Below are 20,439 nucleotides of genomic sequence, written 5' to 3' on the forward strand. Positions count from 1 at the left end.
ATGGCTCGCCTCAGCACATGAATCTCAGTTTCTTACGATAGATTCCTCGCAAAGAACTCGGCCGTCCGCCCATCGGCCAGTTTCGCGGATTCGTCTGAGCGGCGCTTGCCGAAGGTATCGGCGAAGCCATGGTCCTCGCCGGGATAGTCGAACAGGGTGACCTTGGGGTGGTCGTCCAGTCCCGCATGCATCGCCGCCTGAATCTGGGGATCGACGAAATGATCGGCCTGCGGAATGTGGAGCAGGACCGGATGGGCGATGCCGTGCTTCTCGCCGAGCAGATTGTCGATCCCCACGCCATAATAGCCGACGCTTGCATCGCTGTCCGTCCGGGTCGCGGTCATGAACGCCAGGCGGCCGCCCAAGCAGAATCCCACCACGCCGACCTTGCCGCCATCGCCGAGCAGCGCCCGGGCGCGCTTGATCGTCGCCTCGATGTCGCGAATGCCGGCGTCCTGGTTGAACTTGCCCATCAGGCCCAGTGCCTGCTGGAACTGTTCCGGCACGTCGGGATCGAGCTGGATGCCGGGCTCCAATCGCCAGAACAGGTCCGGCGCGAGGCTCAGATAGCCCTTGGCCGCCCAATCGTCGCACTTCCGGCGAATGCCCGGGTTCACGCCGAAAATCTCCTGGATCACGATGATCGCGGCGCGTGGCCTACCCTCAGGATGCGCGACATAGGCCTGGAAGCTGCCGCTCCCGTCGATCGTGTCGATGCTGATCGTCTCGCTCATGGCAATGTCCTTCCGGCGTGGTGCCGCTCGAGATCGAACGGCCAGGATCTGATCTTCGGTCCGCAATTGGCCGGGTCGCCGGCCTTCATCGGCTCGGTTCCGGCCGATGGGCGTTGCGATGACGGCATGGTCGCGCGCATAGATGGGCTCGAACTAGCAGCCGCGGTGCTGCCCGCGCAACGGAGACGGCCATGAAGATCAATGTCGAGGTGGATTGCACCCCCGAAGAGGCGCGTCGCGCAATGGGGTTGCCGGACCTCGCCCCGGTGCATGAACGCTATGTGGCGATGATGGTGGATGCGATCGACAAGCAAGGCAGTCCCGAAGCGTTTCGCGCGATGCTGCAGAGTTGGGCGCCGATGAGCGAGGCCGGCATGGGCTTCTGGCGCGCGATGTTCGATGCCGGGAGCAAGACCGAGAAATAATGGACACGATCTACGCGGTCTCGAGCGGCGCGCTTCCCGCCGCGATTGCCGTGCTGCGCGTGAGCGGGCCGTGCGCTTTCGATATGGTGCGCGATTTCGCCGGAGATCTGCCTGCGCCGCGCCGCGCTGCGGTGCGGGCCCTGCACGATCCCGCCGATGGCAGCTTGCTCGATCGCGCGCTCATCCTCTGCTTCCCGGGTCCGCGCAGCGCGACGGGGGAGGATCTTGCCGAACTCCATCTCCATGGCGGCCGCGCGGTGGTCCGCGCAGTCGAGGCGGCGCTGGCTGGCCGATCCGGGCTCCGACCGGCCGAGCCGGGTGAATTCACCCGGCGGGCGCTGTTGCACGGCCGGATCGACCTGAGCGAAGCCGAAGGGCTGGGCGACCTGCTGATGGCCGAGACCGAAGCGCAGCGCCGGTCCGCGATCCGATCGGCGGAAGGGGCGGTTCGCCGGGCAGTCGAGGGCTGGACCGACCGGCTGTTGATGCTTGCTGCGCGCGTCGAGGCCGAGCTCGATCACAGCGATGAGGACGATGTCGCCGATGCCGCACTGCTTCCGGCGCTCCGATCCGGTGCCGCGGCGCTGGCGGAGGATATCGAGGCAGTGGCGGATCGCCCGCCGGTCGAGCGATTGCGCGACGGGATCCGCGTCGTGCTCGCGGGGCCACCCAATGCCGGCAAGTCCTCACTACTCAATAGGATGATCGGGCGCGACGCGGCGATCGTCTCGCCGATCTCGGGCACGACCCGCGATCGGATCGAGGCGCCGGTGGTGCGGGGCGGGACCGCCTGGCTGCTTATCGATACGGCAGGATTGGCGGCACTGCCCGGCGACGAGATCGAAGCGATCGGCATTGCGCGGGCCCAGGCAGCGCAAGCCGAGGCGGATATCCTGCTCTGGCTGGGGGACGAACCGCCACCGGAACATGCGCACTGCCTCTGGCTCAATCCGCGCGCGGACCTGCCGGGGCGTATGGCGGCGGCGGATCGGCTGTCGCTGTCGTCGCTTACGGGCGAGGGGCTGGATGCGCTGTGGAGTGCGATGGCGCAGCTTGCCGCCGATATGCTCCCGCCGACCGACCAGATGGCGCTCAACGCTCGTCAGCGTGCGCTTTCCCGGAATGCTGCCAGCGCGTTGCGGGCCGCCCAGCGGGAGGAGGATCTGCTCCTGATCGCGGAGCAGCTGCGCAGCGCGATGCGCGCGTTCGATGCCATCACCGGGCGGGCAGGGGTGGAGGCGATGCTGGACGCGCTGTTCGCGCGATTCTGCATCGGCAAATAGGCTGTTCCACGTGGAACGCTTTTGACGCGGCCGTGCGCTTTCTGTAGCGCGCGGCCAATGGATTTCGATGTCATCGTCATTGGCGGCGGGCACGCCGGCACCGAAGCGGCTGCCGCTTCGGCCCGCCGCGGCGCGCGCACGGCATTGCTCAGCTTCGACCTGACGAAGCTGGGAGCGATGTCGTGCAACCCGGCGATCGGCGGATTGGGCAAGGGGCATCTGGTTCGCGAAGTCGATGCGTTCGACGGGTTGATGGCTCGCGCCACCGACGCCGCCGGCATCCATTATCGCATGCTCAACCGGTCCAAGGGCACTGCCGTACAGGGCCCGCGCGTCCAGGCCGACCGGCGGCGCTACGCCGCGGCGATCCAGAAGATGCTCGCCGGGCAGCCTGATCTCATGCTCGTCGCGGGAGAGGCGGAGGCGCTCGAGCTGGACGGGGGTGCCGTTGCCGGAATCCGCCTGGCGGATGGTAGGCTGCTTTCCTGTCGCGCCGTGGTGCTCGCCACCGGCACTTTCCTTGGCGGGCGTATCTTCCGCGGCGAGGAGCGCGAGACTGGCGGCCGGGTAGGCGAGGGTTCCGCAATCCGGCTTGCCGAGCAGCTGCGCGGGCTGAACCTCCCCATGGCCCGGCTCAAGACCGGCACGCCCCCCCGTCTCGATGGCCGCACCGTGGACTGGGCGCGGATCGAGGAGCAGCCTTCGGATGCCGATCCCTGGACCATGTCGCCGCTCACGCCGCGCCGCATGCTGCCCCAGCTCCATTGCGGCGTCACGCGCACCACCCATGCCACGCATGACGCGATCCGTGCCGGGCTCGATCGTTCGCCGCTGTTCACCGGCGCGATCGACGCACAGGGTCCGCGCTATTGCCCCTCGATCGAGGACAAGATCCATCGCTTCGGCGATCGCGACGGCCACCAGATCTTCCTCGAGCCGGAAGGTCTGGATACCCATTTGATCTATCCGAACGGCATGTCGACTTCGCTGCCGGTCGATGTGCAGAGGGCGATGGTCAATTCGATCCCGGGGCTGGAGCATACTGCGATCGTGACTCCCGGCTATGCCGTGGAGTACGACCATATCGATCCACGCGCGCTGGATGCGACCCTGGCCTTGCCGGCGATCCCCGGCTTGTGGTGCGCCGGCCAGATCAACGGCACCACTGGCTATGAGGAAGCAGCGGGGCAGGGCTTGGTCGCCGGGCTCAACGCCGCCGCCCATGCCCGCGGGCTCGCGCCGCTGATCCTCGATCGCGCGACTTCCTATCTTGGGGTCATGGTGGACGACCTTGTGCTGCAGGGCGTCACCGAGCCCTATCGCATGCTCACTGCCCGCGCCGAGTTCCGCTTGCGCCTGCGGGCCGACAATGCCGGGTCGCGCCTCGGCCCGATTGCCGCCGGGCTGGGCGCGCTTGGGCCCGAGCGGCTTGCCTGGCTCCACGCTCGCGAGCGGGGCAGGGCTGGACTGGATGCGGCCTTCGCGGTGGAGCGCACTGCCAGCGCGCTGGCGGCCCGGGGTGCCACGGTCGCGCAGGACGGCGCGCGTCGCCCGGCGCGCGAATGGCTGCGCTTCCCCGGTATCGAGCTCCAGCATCTGGACATCCACCCGGAGGCCGATCCCGACCTGCTCGCCGAGTATGTCGAGGATGCCCGCTATGCGCCCTATCTCGAGCGCCAGGAGGCCGAAGTGGCTCAGCTACGCGCCAATGATGCCGTGAAGCTGCCGGCGGCCATGGATTTCACCGCCATTGCCGGCCTCTCCAACGAGATGGTCGAGAAGCTCAGCGCCTCGCGGCCGGAGACGATTGGCGCCGCCGCCCGCATTCGCGGTATTACGCCGGCGGCGCTTTCCGCCATCCTCCTCCACGCGAAGCGGCGCGCTGCATGACCGAGAACGAAGCTCGAGACTGGATCCTGAATCGCTTCGGTGTTCCACGTGGAACGCTGCTGGAGCGCTTCGGGGGGATTCTGCGCGAGGAATCGACTCGGCAGAACCTGATCTCCGCAGCGTCCTTCGAGACGCTCTGGGCGCGGCACTTCGTCGATTCGGCGCAGCTCATCCCGCTCGCAGCCGAAGCAGAGGCAGGCGTCTGGCTCGATATCGGCACCGGCGCCGGCATGCCCGGCCTGATCGTCGCGCTGTTGATCGATCGCCCGGTAGTGATGGTGGAACCGCGCATCCGCCGCGTCGAGTTCCTCCGCGATGCCATCCAGGCGCTGGGCATCGCCGATCGGGCCAATGTCGCCCATTGCAAGGTCGAAGCCTATGTGCCGGAGCGCAAGGCCGCGATCGTTTCCGCCCGCGCCGTCGCCGCGTTGCCCGATCTGTTCCGCACCGCGGCCCATTGCACGGACTCATCCACAATCTGGTTGCTGCCAAAAGGGCGAAGCGCGCAATCGGAGGTGGAAGCGGCGCGTGCGAAATGGCAGGGTGCGTTTCACGTGGAACCCAGCATCACGCAGCCGGAATCGGGTATCGTGGTCGCGCGAAAGGTACGCCCCAGATGATCTGCATCGCAATCGCCAACCAGAAGGGCGGGGTGGGAAAAACCACTACGGCGATCAATGTCGGCACTGCGCTCGCCGCGACCGGGCAGCGCGTGCTGCTGATCGACTTCGATCCGCAGGGCAATGCCTCGACCGGCCTTGGCATCACCCGTGCCGAGCGCGAGCATTCGAGCTATGACCTGCTCGTCAGCGATGTGAACCTCGAGGACGTCGCCACGCCTACCAAGGTGCCGGGGCTCGACATCGTCCCGGCGACGCAGGACCTGTCGGGTGCCGAAATCGAGCTGATCGAGTTCGAGGCCCGCACCCATCGCCTCGATGCGGCGATCGCGCGTCACCATGCCAATCGCTGGGACGTGATCCTGATCGATTGCCCACCCTCGCTGGGCCTGCTGACGATCAATGCGATGGTCGCCGCACATGCCTTGCTGGTGCCGCTCCAATGCGAGTTCTTCGCGCTCGAAGGGCTCAGCCAGCTGCTCACCACGGTCGAGCGCATCCGCAGCCGCTTCAATCCCGGCCTGTCGATCCTGGGCGTGGTGCTGACCATGTATGATCGCCGCAACCGCCTGACCGATCAGGTTTCGGACGATGTCCGTGCCGTGCTCGGCCGCGTCGTGTTCGACACGGTGATCCCGCGCAACGTCCGCCTGTCCGAAGCGCCCAGCCATGGCCTGCCGGCGCTGATCTACGATCATCGTTGCCCCGGCTCGGAAGCCTATATCGCGCTCGCCCGCGAAGTGATCGACCGCCTGCCCAAGCTCAAGAAAGCCGCATGACCGACGCCAACCGCAAGCCTCGCCCCGGCCTTGGCCGCGGGCTCTCGTCCCTGCTGGGGGATGCCGTTCCCGAAGCGCCGGTCTCGGGCACGCCCGATGCCGCTTCGGGCCTGCGGATGCTGCCGGTCAGCTCGCTGGTGCCGCACCCGGACCAGCCGCGCCGCCATTTCGACGAAGACGCGCTGGAGGAACTGGCCCAATCGCTCAAGCAGCGCGGGCTGATCCAGCCGATCGTCGTCCGCCCTACCGGGCATAATTACCAGATCGTCGCCGGCGAGCGGCGCTGGCGCGCGGCGCAGCGCGCCCGGCTGCACGAAGTCCCCGTCATCGTCCGCGATTTCGACGATGCGGAGACGATGGAAATCGCGCTGGTCGAGAATATCCAGCGCCAGGACCTCAATGCGATCGAAGAGGCGGAGGCCTATGCCCGGCTGATCCGCGAGTTCGGGCACAGCCAGGAAGCGCTCGGCAAGCTCGTCCACAAGTCGCGCAGCCATGTCGCCAATCTGCTCCGCTTGCTCGACTTGCCCGAGGGCGTGCGCCAGATGGTGGTGGTCGGCGATATCGACATGGGCCATGCCCGCGCCCTGATCGGCGCGCCCGAGGCGGAGCGGCTTGCCCGCGAAGTCGCCACCAAGGGCCTGTCGGTGCGCGAGACCGAGAAGCTGGCGCGCCAGGCCAAGCCGGGATCGCGGCGCAAGGCCGATCCCAAGATCCGCGATGCCGATATCACTGCGCTCGAGCATCAGCTGGGCGACGTGCTCGGCCTCAATGTCCGCATCGCCCATGGCCCGAAAGGCGGCACGCTGACGCTCTCCTATTCGACGCTCGATCAGCTCGACATGGTCTGTCAGCGGCTGAGCGGCGAGCGGATCTGAGACCTGGCCGTCCCCCCGGCGGAGAACCGGGACGACGCGCTACAGCAGGTGTGCGATGTGCTCGGCCGCCTGCTCGGGCGAGGTGCTGCCCGTATCGATCGCTAGGGCAGGGGCGGGCATCGCCGCCATGCATCGCTCGAATTCTCCGTGCAGGGCCCGCAGCAGCTCCGGCGAGCGCAGCTTGCCGAACACGGCCCGATCTTCGGCCACCAGCCGGTGCTCCTGTTCCACGCGATCGAGCGTCAGCGCCACGAACAGGGTCTGGCCGCCATGACTCTCGACAAGTGACTGGACTCGCTCGGGAAAATCTTCCGCCACACTCGGTTCGGGGGCAAAGGTAAAGATCAGCGACCGGCCCTGGCATGCGGCTTCCGCGATCACTTCCAGCCAGAACCGCTCGCGCAGGCGCACAAAGGCGTCGCTGCCGAACGGAAAGACCGAAGCGACGGCATCGACGACGAGATGGTTGTGAAACAGCGCCAGCCCCGTGCGCGCCGCCAGCGCCCGGCCGATCGTCAGCTTGCCGGCTAGAGGAAGACGAGTCGCAAGGCCTCAGCCCTTGGCCCGTGCAGCCTGGCGGGTGATCGTCACGGCCTCGGCATCCGCCAGCACTTCGCCGGCGCTGCCCGAATGCATCATCGCCCGCTCGGCCTCGCGCACCCGATCGATCGCGCGCGCGAGCTGGGTGCCGTTCCAGCGGCGCAGCGCGCGGCCGGTCGCCGCTTTCTCGCGGAAGAAAACACGGTGTTTCTCAAGCACTTCGTCCATGTCGCCACCGCGATCCAGGTCGATCCGCATCTCGGCCATGGATTGCAGCCGCCGGGCGAGCTGGCGCATCAGCGGCACGCCGATGCCTTCGCCCAGCCGGGCGAGCTCGGTGCCGATATCGCCGAGACGCCCATCCACCACGGCCGTGATCGCATCGCTCAGGTCCGAATCGCCCAGATCGGCGCCGATCGCGTCGAGCGCCGCGCCATCGGCGTCCCTGGGCCGGTCGGGCGCTGCGTCGAGATAGAGCGCCAGCTTCTCGATCTCGCGCGCAAGGATCGCCCGGTCGCCCGCAGTGGCGGTCGCGAGCCGCTGCGGCACGTCGCCGGTGAGCCGAAGGCCATGTTCGCGCGCGACATTGGCCGCGAGGCGCGTGGCGTCGATGCCTTCGGGCACATAACAGGCATGGGCATAGGCATTCTGCGCGGCGATCACCGACTTCACCAGCTTGCCGCTTGCCTTCAGGCCCGGGCCGATCGCTACCACCGGATTGCCGGCGCGCTCGGCGTTCAGCAGCAGCCCGATCGCTTCCGCCGCGCCTTCCTCGACGCCCAGCACGCGGACATAGCGGGTGCCGCCGAACAGCGAGAGGGATGCCGCCTCGTCGGCGAGCCGGCCGGGCTGCTCGCGCAGCGCCTTCATGTCCAGGTCGATGCGTTCGGCTTCCGGTCCCAGCACCTTGCCGAGCTTCGCGGCGAGATCGGCGGCGCCGGCCTCGTCGGGGCCGTGGAACAGATAGAGCCGCGTATCGGGGCTGAGCTTCTCGATCGCGGCGCGAATCTGCGTCGCGTTGGCCTTCACTGGCTGCCCGTCCCGGGCGCGTTCTGCGCAAAGCGGGCGACGCGTGCGACGATCTGGTCGGCGACGATGCCCGAAAGCCGCTCGAGCGCGCTCTTCTCGGCCGCGATCGTGGCATATTCGCTGCCGACCACGTCGATGCCGGCGTCGGAGCCGGCAGTGGCGTCGAGCACGACATTGCCGTTCGAGAGATCGATGAGCTGGTAGCGCGCCCGCAGCGTCCGCCGTTCGCGCGCCACCGAATCGTCGCGCCGCACGCCCAGGCCGGCAATCTGGTCGTCGAGCGTGACTTCCAGCCGATAGCGCGCCGCGCCGTCATTGTGATCGAGCCGGTCCTTGAGCGCATTGGCGACCAGCCAGCCCGACTGGCCCTTGATCGGCGCGACTTCCACCGCGGAGAGCGTGGAGCGCACCGGGCCGTCGGGCCCGCCGCCATAGAGCGGGCGGAGGCCGCAGCCGGACAGGGCGAGCGTCGCGGCGACGAGTAGGGCTACCCGCTTCATGCGACGATGTTCACCAGACGATCGGGCACCACGATCACCTTCCTGGGTTGCTTGCCTTCGAGCGATCGAACGATCTTGTCGCTGGCAAGTGCCGCGGCTTCGACCACATCCTTGGCCGCGCTCTTCGGCATTAGCAGCGTATCGCGCAGCTTGCCATTCACCTGCACGGCAATCGTCACTTCGTCGTCGACGAGCAGGGCAGGATCCACGGCGGGCCATTCGGCGTCGGCGATCAGGCCCGGATTGCCCATGGCGGCCCAGGCTTCCTCGGCGATATGCGGCACCATCGGCGCGACGATGCGGGCCAGGGTGCGGATCGCGTCCGTCCTCGACGCCGAGGGCTGGGCCTTCTCGATCGCGCCGACCAGCTCGTAGAGCTTGGCGACCGACTTGTTGAATGCCAGCGATTCCACATCCTCGGCCACGCCGGCGATGGTGCGGTGCAGGCGCTTGTCGAGATCGACATCGCGGCCGGTGCCGGCTTCGGCCTCCGAGAGATTCTCGAACAGCCGCCACAGGCGATTGACGAAGCGCCAGGCGCCTTCGATGCCGCTCTCGCTCCATTCGAGGTCGCGTTCGGGCGGGCTGTCGGAAAGCATGAACCAGCGCGTGGCGTCGGCGCCATATTGGTCGACGATCTCGGTCGGGTCGACGGTGTTCTTCTTCGACTTCGACATCTTCTCGATGCGGCCGACGATCACGTCCTCGCCGGTTTCGGTCAGGAAGGCAGTGCCGTCGCCGCGCCGCGAGATCTGGGAAGGCTCGAAATAGGCCTTCCGCTCCAGCCCGTCATGTTCTTCCATCTGATAGTAGCTGGCGTGCGTCACCATGCCCTGGGTGAACAGGCCGGCGAACGGCTCGGTCACGTCGAGCTTGCCGATATGGCGCAGCGCCCGGGTGAAGAAGCGGGCATAGAGCAGGTGCAGGATCGCATGCTCGACGCCGCCGATATACTGGCCCACGGGCAACCATTGCTCGGCCACGGCCTTGTCGAACGGCCTGTCGGCGGGCTGGCTGGCGAAGCGGATGAAATACCAGGAGGAATCGACGAAGGTATCGAGCGTGTCGGTCTCGCGCCGCGCGGGGGCGCCGCATTTCGGGCAGTCGACATGCTTCCAGGTCGGGTGCCGGTCGAGCGGGTTGCCGGGGATGTCGAAGCTGACGTCCTCGGGCAGGGCGATCGGCAGCGATTCGCGCGGGGCGGGAACGACGCCGCAGCGCTCGCAATGGATGATCGGGATCGGCGTGCCCCAATAACGCTGGCGGCTGACGCCCCAGTCGCGCAGGCGCCACACCGTCTGGCCCTTGCCCCAGCCGCCTTCCTCCGCGCGCCGGATCACCGTGCGCTTGGCATCGGCGACGTCCATGCCGTCGAGGAAGTGCGAGTTCACCAGCGTGCCCGGGCCGGTATAGGCCTCGGCGTCGCGGAATTCGGGATCGGTCTTGTCGCCTTCGGAGACGACGCGGCGGATCGGAAGCTGGTATTTGGTGGCGAACTCGAAGTCGCGCTGGTCGTGCGCCGGCACGCCGAATACGGCGCCGGTGCCATAGTCCATCAGCACGAAATTGGCGATGTAGACCGGAACTTGCCAAGCCGAATCAAAGGGATGCGTGGCGGTGAGGCCGGTATCGAAGCCCAGCTTCTCCTGTGTCTCCAGCTCGGCTGCGGTAGTGCCGCCCTGTTTGCACAGTTCGACGAATGCCCGGACATTATCGTCCGAAGCGGCCAGTTTCCGGGCGATCGGATGGTCTGCCGCCACCGCGATGAAGCTCGCCCCGAAGATCGTATCGGGTCGCGTGGTGTATACCGGCAATATCTCGCCGTCCGAAAGCGTCCAGTCGAACTGGAGGCCCTCGGACTTGCCGATCCAGTTCTCCTGCATCAGCTTGACCTTGTCGGGCCAATGCTCGAGCGCCTGCACGCCCTCCAGCAGATCCTCGGCGAACTGCGTGATCCTGAGGAACCACTGGCTGAGCTTCCTGCGCTCGACCAGCGCGCCCGAGCGCCAGCCGCGCCCGTCGATCACCTGCTCGTTGGCAAGCACGGTCATGTCGACCGGGTCCCAGTTGACAGCCGATTCCTTGCGATAGACCAGGCCATTCTCGAAGAAATCGAGGAAGATGGCCTGCTCATGGCCATAATAATCGGGCTCGCAGGTGGCGAGTTCGCGAGTCCAGTCGAGCGCGAAGCCCAGCCGCTTCAGCTGCGCCTTCATCGTCGCGATATTGGCGCGGGTCCAGTTGCCGGGATGGACCTTCTTCTCCATCGCCGCATTCTCGGCCGGCATGCCGAACGCGTCCCAGCCCATCGGGTGGAGCACTTCCATGCCCTGCATCCGCCGGAAGCGCGCGAGCACGTCGCCCATCGTATAGTTGCGGACATGGCCCATATGGATGCGCCCCGAAGGATAGGGGAACATCTCGAGGACGAAGCTCTTGGGCTTGGGCGAATCGTCACGCGCGGCGAAGGTGCGGTTCTCTTCCCACACCTTCTGCCATGCGGCGTCCGCCTTCAACGGGTTGAAGCGAGACAAATCAGTTCCTGCTGTCTTCTCGCGGTGCCGGCCTGCTTCGCCGGACGGGAGAGCAGGCTGGAACCGTCACTAGGGGATCAGTTGGTGGCCACGGCGGCGCGGCGCAGATCGCGGGCGCGGGTGAGGATGATGTCCTCGAGCTTCTGCACCGTCGCGGCCTGGACCGGCGCGGCGACCCAGGCGCCGCCCCGGTTCACTTCGCGCAGCGCGGCGACGCGCAGCGCATCGGCGCGCAGATCCTGGTCGAGGATCGTCACCGTCACCTTCATCCGCTCGGTCTGCACGTTCGGGTTCACGTACCAGTCGGTCACGATCACGCCGCCGTTCGAATCCGTCTGGAGCAGCGGCATGAAGCTCAGCGTGTCGAGGCTGGCGCGCCACAGATAGGAGTTGACGCCGATCGTCGTCACCTTCGAGGCCGCGAGATCCGCCTCGGGACGCTTGGTGTGACCGCCGCACGCGGTGATCGAGAGAGCGAGCGACCCCAGGATCGCGGTGCGCAACAGGCGGTTCATCGTCACATTCCTAGCAGGCGAGAAAAGTCGGTGAGCATCTATAGTGGCGCATGTGGCGGGAGCAAGGCGGGAAGCCATGCTCCGATTCGCACGTTTGAAACACTGCTGGTTAAAGGGATCGCAAGCAGATTCTGTGGGTCTGGTGCAACACCGTCACGAAATTTGTGCCACCGGTGGAACCATGGTTCCGAATCATGGTAGGCGACATCATCTAGGGATTCATGACGATGCGAGTCGGACGGACGAGGACGGGAATTGCACTGGGGGCGCTCTGCGCTGCCGGGCTCCTGCTCGCGCCGGCGATTCAGGCGCAGACCAGCAGGGTCGATCGTGTCGCCCCTGCCAAGCGCGCCGCCGTGCCGGCCCGAGGTGGCATCGGCATTTTCACGCCCGCGGCCGCCGATCCCAAGCTTGCAGCGGTGCTTGCCCGTTCGGGCCTGCCCGAGGGCAGCTTCCGATTCACCCCGGCCGAAGCGCGCGGTAGCAGCCGCGGCGTCACGGTCGCGGTTCGCGCCAGCTCGAGCCGCGCGGTGCGCAGTCGCGACGTGGCGCATGACGTTGCCGCCGCGGTAGCGGCTCCGGTCAATCTGGCGCCGATATCGTACAATCTCGGCGTCTCGGTCGGCTGGAAGCGCCTGGCCGTCTCGGGCGACGTCACGCGCGTCGAGCTGGTCGACCAGCCCGGCAGCCGCGAGCGCGCCGATATCGGCGTCAGCTATACCGGCAAGCGCCTGAGCGGCCGCCTGAGTGCCTCGGCGGATCGTCCGCTGGCCAACACGCCGGTGCTGATCGGCGACAAGCCGAGCTATTCCATCGATCTCGGCGGCAGCTATTCGCTGACTCGCAACCTGGATGTGACCGCTGGCGTGCGCTATCGCAGCGAGGAAGATCGCCTGCCCAAGCTCAACGAGAGCCGGCGCGACAGCCAGGCCGTCTATGTGGGCACCGCTTTCCGCTTCTGACGGCGCGTCCGCCCCGCCCGGCATCTGACCTCGACCGACGTTTCCGCCATTCCGGGCGCGCTGCATTGTCCCGGCCATGGCCAAGGTCCGGGGTGGCACCGGGCAAGAGGTTGCCGGAGACGGCAAGGCGCGCTTCGCAACCGACCTCCTGGCCCTGGATTCCCGCTTGCACGGGCTGCAACCTAGCCCTTCGCCCCGGTCCAGGCATCGATCGCCGCCCAGCCATATGTCCCGAACGGCCTGAGGCTCGCCGCCATGCGCGGGTCCATCCCGCCCAATGCGATCACCGGCACGCCGAGCCCCTGTACCAACCGGCCGAAGCGCACCCGTCCCAGCGCCCGCGCGCCCGGATGGGAGCGGGTGGGGAAGGCAGGCGAGACGAACAGGGCGTGGGCGCCCGCCCGTAGCGCGGCGATCGCCTCGCGGCGACTATGTGCCGGCGCGGTGCGCAGGCCCGGCCCATATGCGCCATGCGCGCCCGATTCGCCGCGCATCGGCTGCGCACCGGCGCGGATCAGCACCAATCGCCGCCGGCGCGCCACCTTCAGCACCTTCGCGAACAGCGCCCGGCGCTCGGCCGGTGCCAGCCCATAGTGCCGGAACACCACCCCGCCGCCGCGCGGCAGCCGCTCCAGCGCATCCCACAGGGCATCGCCCATGCGTTCGTCGGTCATCAGCCAGAGGCGCGGGAGGGGGTGGCGGCGGCGCATCGCCCTGCCTATAGCGCGAGCCATGCCGATAGACGAAGCCAGCCAGCGCCTTGCCGATGTGCGCGCCCGAATCGCGCGCGCCGCCAGGATCGCCGGGCGCGAAGCCGACGCGGTCACGCTGATCGCCATCTCCAAGACCCACGATGCCGATGCGATCGGCCCGCTCCTCCGCGCCGGCCAGCGCGCGTTCGGCGAGAATCGCGTGCAGGAGGCCGAGGGCAAGTGGCCGGCATTGCGCGAGGCGGCGCCGGACGTGGCGCTCCACCTGGTCGGCCAGCTCCAGTCGAACAAGGCCGAGGACGCCATTGCCCTGTTCGATGCGATCCACTCGGTCGACCGCCCGTCGCTGGTGCATGCGCTGGCCAGGGCGATGGACAAGGCCGGCAAGCGTCCCGCCTGCTTCCTGCAGGTCAATATCGGCGACGAGGCGCAGAAGGGCGGCTGTGCCGTGGCCGATCTGCCGGCCCTGCTCGGCGAGGCGCGCGCCGCCGATCTGCCCGTCCAGGGTCTGATGTGCGTGCCGCCCTTCGATCTCGAGCCCGCCCCCTATTTCGCCCTGCTCGCCAGCATCGCCCGCGATCACGGCCTTGGCGGGCTCTCCATGGGCATGTCGGGCGATTTCGAGACGGCAGTGACGATCGGCGCGACGCATGTCCGCGTCGGCACTGCCCTGTTCGGAGCGCGCGCATGAACTATGATGCCATATTGTTCGATTTCGACGGTGTGCTGCTCGAGAGCGAAGCGGCCGGCAACCGGCAGGTCGCGGCCTATCTGACCAGCATCGGCCATCCGACCACGCCCGAGGATTCGATGGCCAACTTCATGGGGCTGTCGGGCACGGATTTCCTCGGCGCGATCGAGCGCTGGATCGGGCGCGCGATCCCCGAGGATTTCCACACGGCGCGTTCCGAGGAGGACGCGCGCGTGCTGGCGGAGGGCCTGCCCGCCGTCGCGGGTGCGATTCGTTTCGTCGAGGCGCTGCCCGCCGGGTTGCCCCGCGCGATCGCATCGTCGAGCTCGACCCGGTGGATAAGCCGGCACCTCGCGCATCTCGGCATCCGTGCCGCGTTCGGCGACCATATCTATAGCGGCCATGAGCATGTCGCCCGCGGCAAGCCGGCGCCCGATCTCTATCTCCACGCCGCTGCCGCGCTCGGCGTGCCGATCCAGCGCTGCGTGATCCTGGAGGACTCGCCGGTCGGCGTTACGGGCGCGGTCGCCTCGGGCGCCGACGTCATCGGCCTGTGTGCCGGCTCGCACTGCGGACCTGACCATGCCGAGCGGCTCCGCGCGCTGGGCGTGAAGCGGATCGCGCATGATTTCGACGAGGTGGCGCGCCTCCTGGGCTGAGCGGCAAGGGTCCCGCGCCCTTTCCGCTGCGCCCCGCGCTAGAAGTCCCGGGCTCCCCGGGCGAGCAGATAGTCCCGCAACGCAATGGCGTCGGCCAGCGCATTGTGCGGCCTGCTGCTCGATGCCGCGCTGTCGAAGCCGAAGGCGTCGCACAGCTCGAAGCGGATGCGGTCGATCGGATGGCGACGGCCCGGCGCCGCGATCAGCAGCTGCGCGGCATGGGCGATGTCCTCCGGCCAGTCGGCGACGAGCAGCGGATCGGGATCGGCGCCCAGATAGGCGGCGAAGGCCTGCCCCATTGCCGCCCGCGATATCGGCGCCGTATCGAGTACCGGCAGGATATGCTCGGCCACCCAGGGCGTCGGATCGGGGCAGGGCAGCGCTTCGTAGAAAGGCGTGCTGCCATCCTCGGGCGCCAGCGCCAGCGAGATCAGCGGCCCGCCGAAGCCGTTGAATTCGGTATCGAGGAAATACCTCAGAACTGGTGCCCCGTCCGGTCGCGCTTGGTGGCGAGATAGCGCGCATTGTGCGGATTGGGCGGCAGGAAGTGCGGCACGCGCTCGGCCACCCGGATTCCCGCTGCTTCCAGCGCCGCCACCTTGTCGGGATTGTTGGTCAGCAGCCGTACCTGGTGCTGGCCGAGCAGCGACAGCATCTTCGCCGCGGTGGCGAAGTTGCGTGCGTCGATCGCGAAGCCCAGCCGCATATTGGCATCGACCGTGTCGAAACCCTGGTCCTGCAGCGCATAGGCGCGCAGCTTGTTGATCAGCCCGATCCCGCGCCCCTCCTGGCGCAGATAGAGCAATATGCCCCAGCCGCTCTGCCGGATCTCGCGGATCGCTGCCTGGAGCTGCGGCCCGCAATCGCATTTCAGGCTGCCCAGCACGTCCCCGGTCAGGCATTCGCTGTGCAGGCGGACGAGCGGCGGCTGGCCGTTCGGTTCCCCGATCAGCAGCGCGACATGCTCGCCGGGCATCTCGTCGGTGCGGAAGGCGACGATCTCGCTATCCTCGGCATCGGCAACCGGCAGCCGTGCGCGGGCGACGATGCGGAGGCGGTCGGCGTCTTCATGCGCATCGATGTCCGCGGGAGCGATCGCTTCCTCGCCGGCCGCCGGGCGCACGAAAAAGGCCGGCAGCAGCCCCGCGACGCGCGCCAGCCGCAGCGCTGCGGCGGCCAGCGCAGGTTCCGCCAGCGGAATCGCGCGGAAGGGGCCCTTCAGGGGCGTGGCGAGATCGAACTGCGGATCGGCGAGCGCAGTCGCCATGTCGAAGTCGAGCCAGGGCGCGCGTTGGACCAGCACCGGCGCATCGGGGGTCGCCGCGTCGCGCTGGTTGGCGAGCTTCAGCGTTGCCGCACGTCCGGCGGAGAGCAGCAGGTCGGCCTGGCCGCCCTCGTCGAATGCCGCGAGGCGGCGCGCATCGGCAGTTTCCACCGCGAGCAACGCAAGGCCACCGATCGCCACGGGCCAGCCTCGGCGCAGCGCATCGACGGCGCGGGCGGCTGCGTGCGCGCTCAAAAGTCGAACTCGGTCACGATGGGCACATGGTCGGAGGGCTTGAGCCAGGAGCGACAGGGCTCGCATACCTTGTGCGACACGGCCTTCGCGGCGACGTCGCGGCTCGCCCACATGTGATCGAGGCGGCGGCCGCGGTCCGACGCCGCCCAGTCCTTCGCCCGGTAGCTCCACCAGCTATAGTAGCGCGCCGGCGCGGGGATGAAATGGCGGCCGAGATCGACCCAGTCGTTCGCCGCCTGCAGCCGGCCAAGAGTCTCCACTTCGATCGGCGTATGGCTGACCACGTCGAGGAGCTGCTTGTGGCTCCACACGTCGCTTTCCAGCGGCGCGACGTTGAAGTCGCCGGTCAGGATCGAGGGCACGCCCAGCCCCTCGGACCAGGCGATCATGCGTTCGAGGAAATCGAGCTTCTGGCCGAATTTCGGGTTCACCTCGCGATCGGGCACGTCGCCGCCGGCGGGCACATAGACATTCTCGAGCCGCACCCCGTTCGGCAGGCGCACGCCGACATGGCGCGCCTCGCCATTGGCCTGCCAGTCGAACCGGTCGTCCTCCACCACCGGCACCCTGGCAATGATCGCCACGCCGTGGTGCATGCGCTGGCCATGCTTGATGACATGGCCATAGCCCAGGGCGCGGAACGGCGCCTCGGGGAAGTCCCCGTCGATCACCTTGGTTTCCTGGAGGCAGAGGATGTCGGGTGCCTCCTCGCGCAGGAACTGCTCGACGATCTCGATGCGGAAGCGGACGGAGTTGATGTTCCAGGAAGCGATCTTCATCGGGCGGGATTTAGGAGGTGTTTCGCCTCCGCACCAGTCCGCTCCCCCACCCGGCCTTCCAACGCCGGCATATTATGGGAGGCCGGGCGGGGAGCGGGCGGAGCAGCCCAGCGTTCCGGCGATGCGCAGCATCGGCGGAAAGGCCGCCGAGGCCTGAAGCAGGAAAGGAAAGGCCCCCGCTCCGGGGGCAATGGAGCGAGGGCCGACCTAGCGTTCGTCACGCAGGCGGGAAGTGAAGATCCCGAGCAACAGGGGGAAAATCCCGGGTACGCCCTCACATCCGCAAGACAGGTTCTAGGCTTGGCAACCTGTCGCCAGCATGAACGATGTTCAGCTTCAGCGCGGGCCCTGGCGGCGGGGATCGTTCCAGCGGAACGTTCCGTCGCTCACGTTCGTGTTGAACACCTGGTCCGACAGGCGGATCGTCGTGCGGTTGTTCTGCGAATCGAGTGCCACCCAGCCCTGGAGCATCAGCCCGGCCGGCGCGGAGGCGTTCTTCTGGAAGATCAGGGTGATCCGGCCATATTCGGGGTGATCCGAATCATGCACTTCCACCGAGACGAGCTGGTCGCTCGCGGTGGGGATCACCTTGGCGAACCTGGCGATGTCCTTCTTGGGGTTGAGCAGCACGGCAAGCGGCGAGTTGCCGATCGGCCAGCGCTCGACCTGGCGCACCTGATAGTCGATGAAATAGAGGCTGCGCCCGTCGGCGACGATCAGCTGGGGCACGCCCTTCTGATACTGGAAGCGGATCTTGCCGGGGCGCTTCAGCGTCATCGTGCCGGTGAGCGTGCGGCCGTTGCGGTCGGTCTGGGCGAAGCCGGCGGTCATCGAGTTCACGGCTTCGAGATGCTGCTGCACCTGGGCGAGCGTATCGGCCGGCGCAGGTGCGGCCGAGACCAGGGCCGGCGCTGCAAGGGCGAGGCTGAAGGCGAGGGGCCGTGCAAACACGTGTCGATTCTCCGAAATTGCGGCGGAATGGCCTGCAGGTTTGGGCTTGAATGTCCCCTGAACCCGCCAGGCGCGATATTCGATCCCCCTAGAGCTGTCGGCCGTCGGTATCCATCAGCACTTCCCGCCGGCCGACATGGTCGGGGCGCGAGACGAGCTCGTCCTTCTCCATGCGCTCGATCAGCCGGGCGGCGCTGTTGTAGCCGACGCGGAGCTGGCGTTGCAGCCACGAGGTCGAGGCCTTCTGGCTCTCCGCCACCAGCTGGATCGCGCGGCGATAGAGCTGGTCCTCCGGCGAATCGTCGCCCTCCGGCGCGCCGTCGAGGCTGAACCCGCCATCCTCGGGCTCCTCGGTGACGGCGGAGATATATTCGGGCGTACCCTGGGTGCGCCAGTGATCGGCCACCGCCTGCACCTCGTCGTCGCTGACGAAGGGGCCGTGGACGCGGACGATCTGCTTGCCGCCGGGCATGTAGAGCATGTCGCCCTTGCCGAGCAGCTGCTCGGCGCCCTGCTCGCCCAGGATGGTGCGCGAATCGATCTTGCTGGCGACGTAGAAGGAGAGGCGGGTCGGCAGGTTCGCCTTGATCACGCCGGTGATGACGTCGACCGAGGGGCGCTGCGTCGCCATGATCAGGTGGATGCCCGCCGCGCGCGCCTTCTGCGCCAGCCGCTGGATCAGGAACTCCACTTCCTTGCCCGCGGTCATCATCAGGTCGGCCAGCTCGTCGACGATCACCACGATCTGCGGCAGCGGTTGGAGGTCGAGCGCCTCTTCCTCGTAGATCGGCTTGCCGGTGTCGGGGTCGTAGCCCACCTGCACCTTGCGGCCGAGCTTCTGGCCCTTGGCCTTCGCCTGGCGCACCTTGTCGTTGAACGAGGCGAGGCTGCGGACATTGGCATGCGCCATCATCCGGTAGCGGTCCTCCATCTGCTCGACCGCCCATTTGAGCGCGCGCACCGCCTTGGCCGGCTCGGTCACCACGTCGGCGAGCAGGTGCGGGATGTCCTTGTACATGCTCAGCTCGAGCATCTTGGGATCGATCATGATCATCCGGCACTGCTCGGGCGTGAGCCGGTAGAGCAGCGAGAGGATCATGCAGTTGAGCCCCACCGACTTGCCCGAGCCGGTGGTGCCGGCGACGAGCAGGTGCGGCATCGGCGCCAGGTCGGCGATCACCGGATCGCCCGCGATGTTCTTGCCGAGCACCAGCGGCAGCGTCGCGCCCTGGTCCTCGAAGGCCTGGCTGGCGACCAGTTCGTGCAGGTTGACCGATTCGCGCGCCGCATTGGGCAGCTCGATGCCGATCACGCTGCGCCCGGGGATGGTGGCGATGCGCGCCGAAGTGGCGGACATGTTGCGCGCGACGTCGTCGGCAAGCTGGATCACCCGGCTGGCCTTGATGCCCGCGGCCGGCTCGAGCTCGTACATGGTCACGACCGGCCCCGGCCGCACCTCGACGATCTGGCCCTTGACGTTGAAATCGTCGAGCACGCTCTCGAGCAGCCGTGCGTTGCGCTCCAGCGCCGCCTTGTCGATCCCGGCATTCTTGTTGACCGGCGGCGGCTTGAGCAGGTCGATTCCGGGCAGCTGATAGCTGTCCTTGAAGTCGAGGCTGGTCTGGGTCGGCGGCTTGGTCCGTGCGGGCGAGGGGGTGAGGTTGCGGTCGGCGATTACCGGGCCGGGGCGGTTGTCGGGCACCACCGTCTTGCGCGGCTCGCGGCCCTCGCGGATCTTTGGCTCGGGCGCGGCCTGCGGCTCCTTCTCCGGCGCGCCGAGAAGGGGCGCCTTGCCCGGCCCCTTGAGGTTCGGGATGCTCGGCAGGCTCACGCGCTCGGGCAGCGAGAAATCGAGGCTGCGCCACCAGACGAACAGGCCGATCAGCCCGCAGACCAGGCCAAGGCCGCGCCCCGCCCACCAGCCGATCGCCGGATCGCCGGCGAAGCCGATCAGCCAGTTGAACAGGCCGGCGATGCCGAGTCCGACCACGCCGCCCCAGCCGCCGGTCAGCGACAGCACCGCGTCGCTGGAAAAGAAGGCGAGCGCGGTCGCCATGAAGACCACGCCGATGGCGACGCCGCGGGACATCGGCCCCCAGTTGCCGACGGGGCGATCCTTGAGCAGGCGATAGGCGACGATCAGTCCGATCGGCAGGAACAGCCACACTGCGGGGCCGAGCAGCGCATAGAGCAGGTCGGCGATCCATGCGCCGGGTTCACCCATCCAGTTGCGTGCGGGGCCCGCCGCGGCAGTGTTCATCGACGGATCGGTCGGCTGATAGCTGCCCAGCGCCACGCCGAGCGCGAGCACGCCCAGGAACAGGACGGCTCCGCCGATCACCGCGCCGCTGCGGCGCGCGCCGGCCTTCATGGTTTCGCGCCAAAGCGGCGCTTGTGCCCGGGACGCCATGCCCAGCCTCCGGATTTTCAGGGGTGCGACG

The 20,439-nt window shown here is 68.0% G+C and carries 21 protein-coding genes; 9 read left to right on the top strand and 12 right to left on the bottom strand.

Going from position 1 to position 20,439, the window contains the following annotated elements:
* Positions 1-32: 32 nt before the first annotated feature.
* Complete coding sequence (locus BGP17_RS13400) at positions 33-734, bottom strand: dienelactone hydrolase family protein (RefSeq protein ID WP_167300054.1); 702 nt, start codon at positions 732-734, stop codon at positions 33-35.
* A gap of 191 nt (positions 735-925) precedes the next feature.
* On the opposite strand from BGP17_RS13400, the gene BGP17_RS13405 reads away from it, so the two are divergent.
* From BGP17_RS13405 to BGP17_RS13430, 6 genes are read left to right on the top strand one after another with little or no spacing between them, the layout of a single operon-like run.
* Positions 926-1,159 carry a DUF6489 family protein gene (locus BGP17_RS13405; protein ID WP_086127787.1) on the top strand — a complete coding sequence of 78 codons (234 nt, stop codon included), beginning with the start codon at positions 926-928 and terminating at the stop codon, positions 1,157-1,159.
* The gene (mnmE, locus tag BGP17_RS13410; protein ID WP_286712350.1) at positions 1,159-2,442 is read left to right on the top strand and encodes a tRNA uridine-5-carboxymethylaminomethyl(34) synthesis GTPase MnmE; all 1,284 of its coding nucleotides are present in this window, start codon (positions 1,159-1,161) and stop codon (positions 2,440-2,442) included. The genes BGP17_RS13405 and mnmE overlap by 1 nt, the downstream gene beginning before the upstream one ends.
* A gap of 57 nt (positions 2,443-2,499) precedes the next feature.
* The gene (mnmG, locus tag BGP17_RS13415) at positions 2,500-4,332 is read left to right on the top strand and encodes a tRNA uridine-5-carboxymethylaminomethyl(34) synthesis enzyme MnmG (protein WP_286712351.1); all 1,833 of its coding nucleotides are present in this window, start codon (positions 2,500-2,502) and stop codon (positions 4,330-4,332) included.
* Positions 4,329-4,952, top strand: coding sequence for a 16S rRNA (guanine(527)-N(7))-methyltransferase RsmG (locus tag BGP17_RS13420; RefSeq protein ID WP_286712352.1), 624 nt, complete (start codon positions 4,329-4,331; stop codon positions 4,950-4,952). Before mnmG ends, BGP17_RS13420 begins: the two co-directional genes overlap by 4 nt.
* A complete protein-coding gene (locus BGP17_RS13425; protein ID WP_167300051.1) occupies positions 4,949-5,731 on the top strand; it encodes a ParA family protein in 783 nt (260 codons plus the stop codon). The genes BGP17_RS13420 and BGP17_RS13425 overlap by 4 nt, the downstream gene beginning before the upstream one ends.
* Positions 5,728-6,609: a ParB/RepB/Spo0J family partition protein gene (locus BGP17_RS13430; RefSeq protein WP_286712353.1), complete on the top strand. Its 882-nt coding sequence runs from the start codon at positions 5,728-5,730 to the stop codon at positions 6,607-6,609. Before BGP17_RS13425 ends, BGP17_RS13430 begins: the two co-directional genes overlap by 4 nt.
* A gap of 39 nt (positions 6,610-6,648) precedes the next feature.
* Here the strand turns inward: BGP17_RS13430 and BGP17_RS13435 are convergent, their stop codons facing one another.
* The 5 genes from BGP17_RS13435 to BGP17_RS13455 form a co-directional block, all read right to left on the bottom strand.
* A complete protein-coding gene (locus BGP17_RS13435; protein WP_286712354.1) occupies positions 6,649-7,020 on the bottom strand; it encodes a hypothetical protein in 372 nt (123 codons plus the stop codon).
* Between the two features lie 141 nt (positions 7,021-7,161).
* Complete coding sequence (gene holA / locus BGP17_RS13440) at positions 7,162-8,178, bottom strand: DNA polymerase III subunit delta (RefSeq protein WP_286712355.1); 1,017 nt, start codon at positions 8,176-8,178, stop codon at positions 7,162-7,164.
* Complete coding sequence (lptE, locus tag BGP17_RS13445) at positions 8,175-8,678, bottom strand: LPS assembly lipoprotein LptE (protein WP_286712356.1); 504 nt, start codon at positions 8,676-8,678, stop codon at positions 8,175-8,177. Before lptE ends, holA begins: the two co-directional genes overlap by 4 nt.
* Positions 8,675-11,212, bottom strand: coding sequence for a leucine--tRNA ligase (leuS, locus tag BGP17_RS13450; RefSeq protein ID WP_286712357.1), 2,538 nt, complete (start codon positions 11,210-11,212; stop codon positions 8,675-8,677). The genes lptE and leuS overlap by 4 nt, the downstream gene beginning before the upstream one ends.
* Positions 11,213-11,289: 77 nt before the next feature.
* Positions 11,290-11,727, bottom strand: coding sequence for a DUF3576 domain-containing protein (locus BGP17_RS13455; protein ID WP_086127797.1), 438 nt, complete (start codon positions 11,725-11,727; stop codon positions 11,290-11,292).
* 227 nt (positions 11,728-11,954) lie between these two features.
* On the opposite strand from BGP17_RS13455, the gene BGP17_RS13460 reads away from it, so the two are divergent.
* Positions 11,955-12,689 (top strand): hypothetical protein, encoded by a 735-nt coding sequence (locus BGP17_RS13460; RefSeq protein WP_286712358.1) that lies wholly within the window; start codon positions 11,955-11,957, stop codon positions 12,687-12,689.
* A 182-nt stretch (positions 12,690-12,871) separates the two neighbouring features.
* Here BGP17_RS13460 and BGP17_RS13465 read toward each other — a convergent pair whose 3' ends face one another.
* The gene (locus BGP17_RS13465) at positions 12,872-13,399 is read right to left on the bottom strand and encodes a thiamine phosphate synthase (RefSeq protein ID WP_286712359.1); all 528 of its coding nucleotides are present in this window, start codon (positions 13,397-13,399) and stop codon (positions 12,872-12,874) included.
* A 22-nt stretch (positions 13,400-13,421) separates the two neighbouring features.
* Here BGP17_RS13465 and BGP17_RS13470 point away from each other — a divergent pair, with 22 nt between their 5' ends.
* Complete coding sequence (locus BGP17_RS13470) at positions 13,422-14,090, top strand: YggS family pyridoxal phosphate-dependent enzyme (protein WP_286712360.1); 669 nt, start codon at positions 13,422-13,424, stop codon at positions 14,088-14,090.
* Entirely contained in the window at positions 14,087-14,749 is a 663-nt protein-coding gene (locus BGP17_RS13475; protein ID WP_167300042.1) for an HAD family hydrolase, read from the top strand. Before BGP17_RS13470 ends, BGP17_RS13475 begins: the two co-directional genes overlap by 4 nt.
* A 38-nt stretch (positions 14,750-14,787) precedes the next feature.
* Here the strand turns inward: BGP17_RS13475 and BGP17_RS13480 are convergent, their stop codons facing one another.
* The 5 genes from BGP17_RS13480 to BGP17_RS13500 all read right to left on the bottom strand — a co-directional run bounded on the left by BGP17_RS13480 (position 14,788) and on the right by BGP17_RS13500 (position 20,408).
* A complete protein-coding gene (locus BGP17_RS13480; RefSeq protein WP_353681876.1) occupies positions 14,788-15,102 on the bottom strand; it encodes a hypothetical protein in 315 nt (104 codons plus the stop codon).
* 122 nt (positions 15,103-15,224) lie between these two features.
* Positions 15,225-16,268, bottom strand: a complete 1,044-nt coding sequence (gene ribA / locus BGP17_RS13485; RefSeq protein ID WP_243857310.1) for a GTP cyclohydrolase II — start codon at positions 16,266-16,268, stop codon at positions 15,225-15,227.
* On the bottom strand, positions 16,265-17,047 hold the full coding sequence (locus BGP17_RS13490; protein WP_286712361.1) for an exodeoxyribonuclease III: 783 nt from the start codon (positions 17,045-17,047) through the stop codon (positions 16,265-16,267). The genes ribA and BGP17_RS13490 overlap by 4 nt, the downstream gene beginning before the upstream one ends.
* A gap of 336 nt (positions 17,048-17,383) precedes the next feature.
* On the bottom strand, positions 17,384-17,998 hold the full coding sequence (locus tag BGP17_RS13495; RefSeq protein WP_286712362.1) for a LolA family protein: 615 nt from the start codon (positions 17,996-17,998) through the stop codon (positions 17,384-17,386).
* Positions 17,999-18,086: 88 nt separating this feature from the next.
* Positions 18,087-20,408, bottom strand: a complete 2,322-nt coding sequence (locus BGP17_RS13500; RefSeq protein ID WP_286712363.1) for a DNA translocase FtsK — start codon at positions 20,406-20,408, stop codon at positions 18,087-18,089.
* Between the last annotated feature and the right edge of the window lie 31 nt (positions 20,409-20,439).

This window comes from Sphingomonas sp. 67-41, from assembly GCF_001899725.1.
In the GTDB taxonomy this organism is placed as follows: domain Bacteria; phylum Pseudomonadota; class Alphaproteobacteria; order Sphingomonadales; family Sphingomonadaceae; genus Sphingomonas; species Sphingomonas leidyi.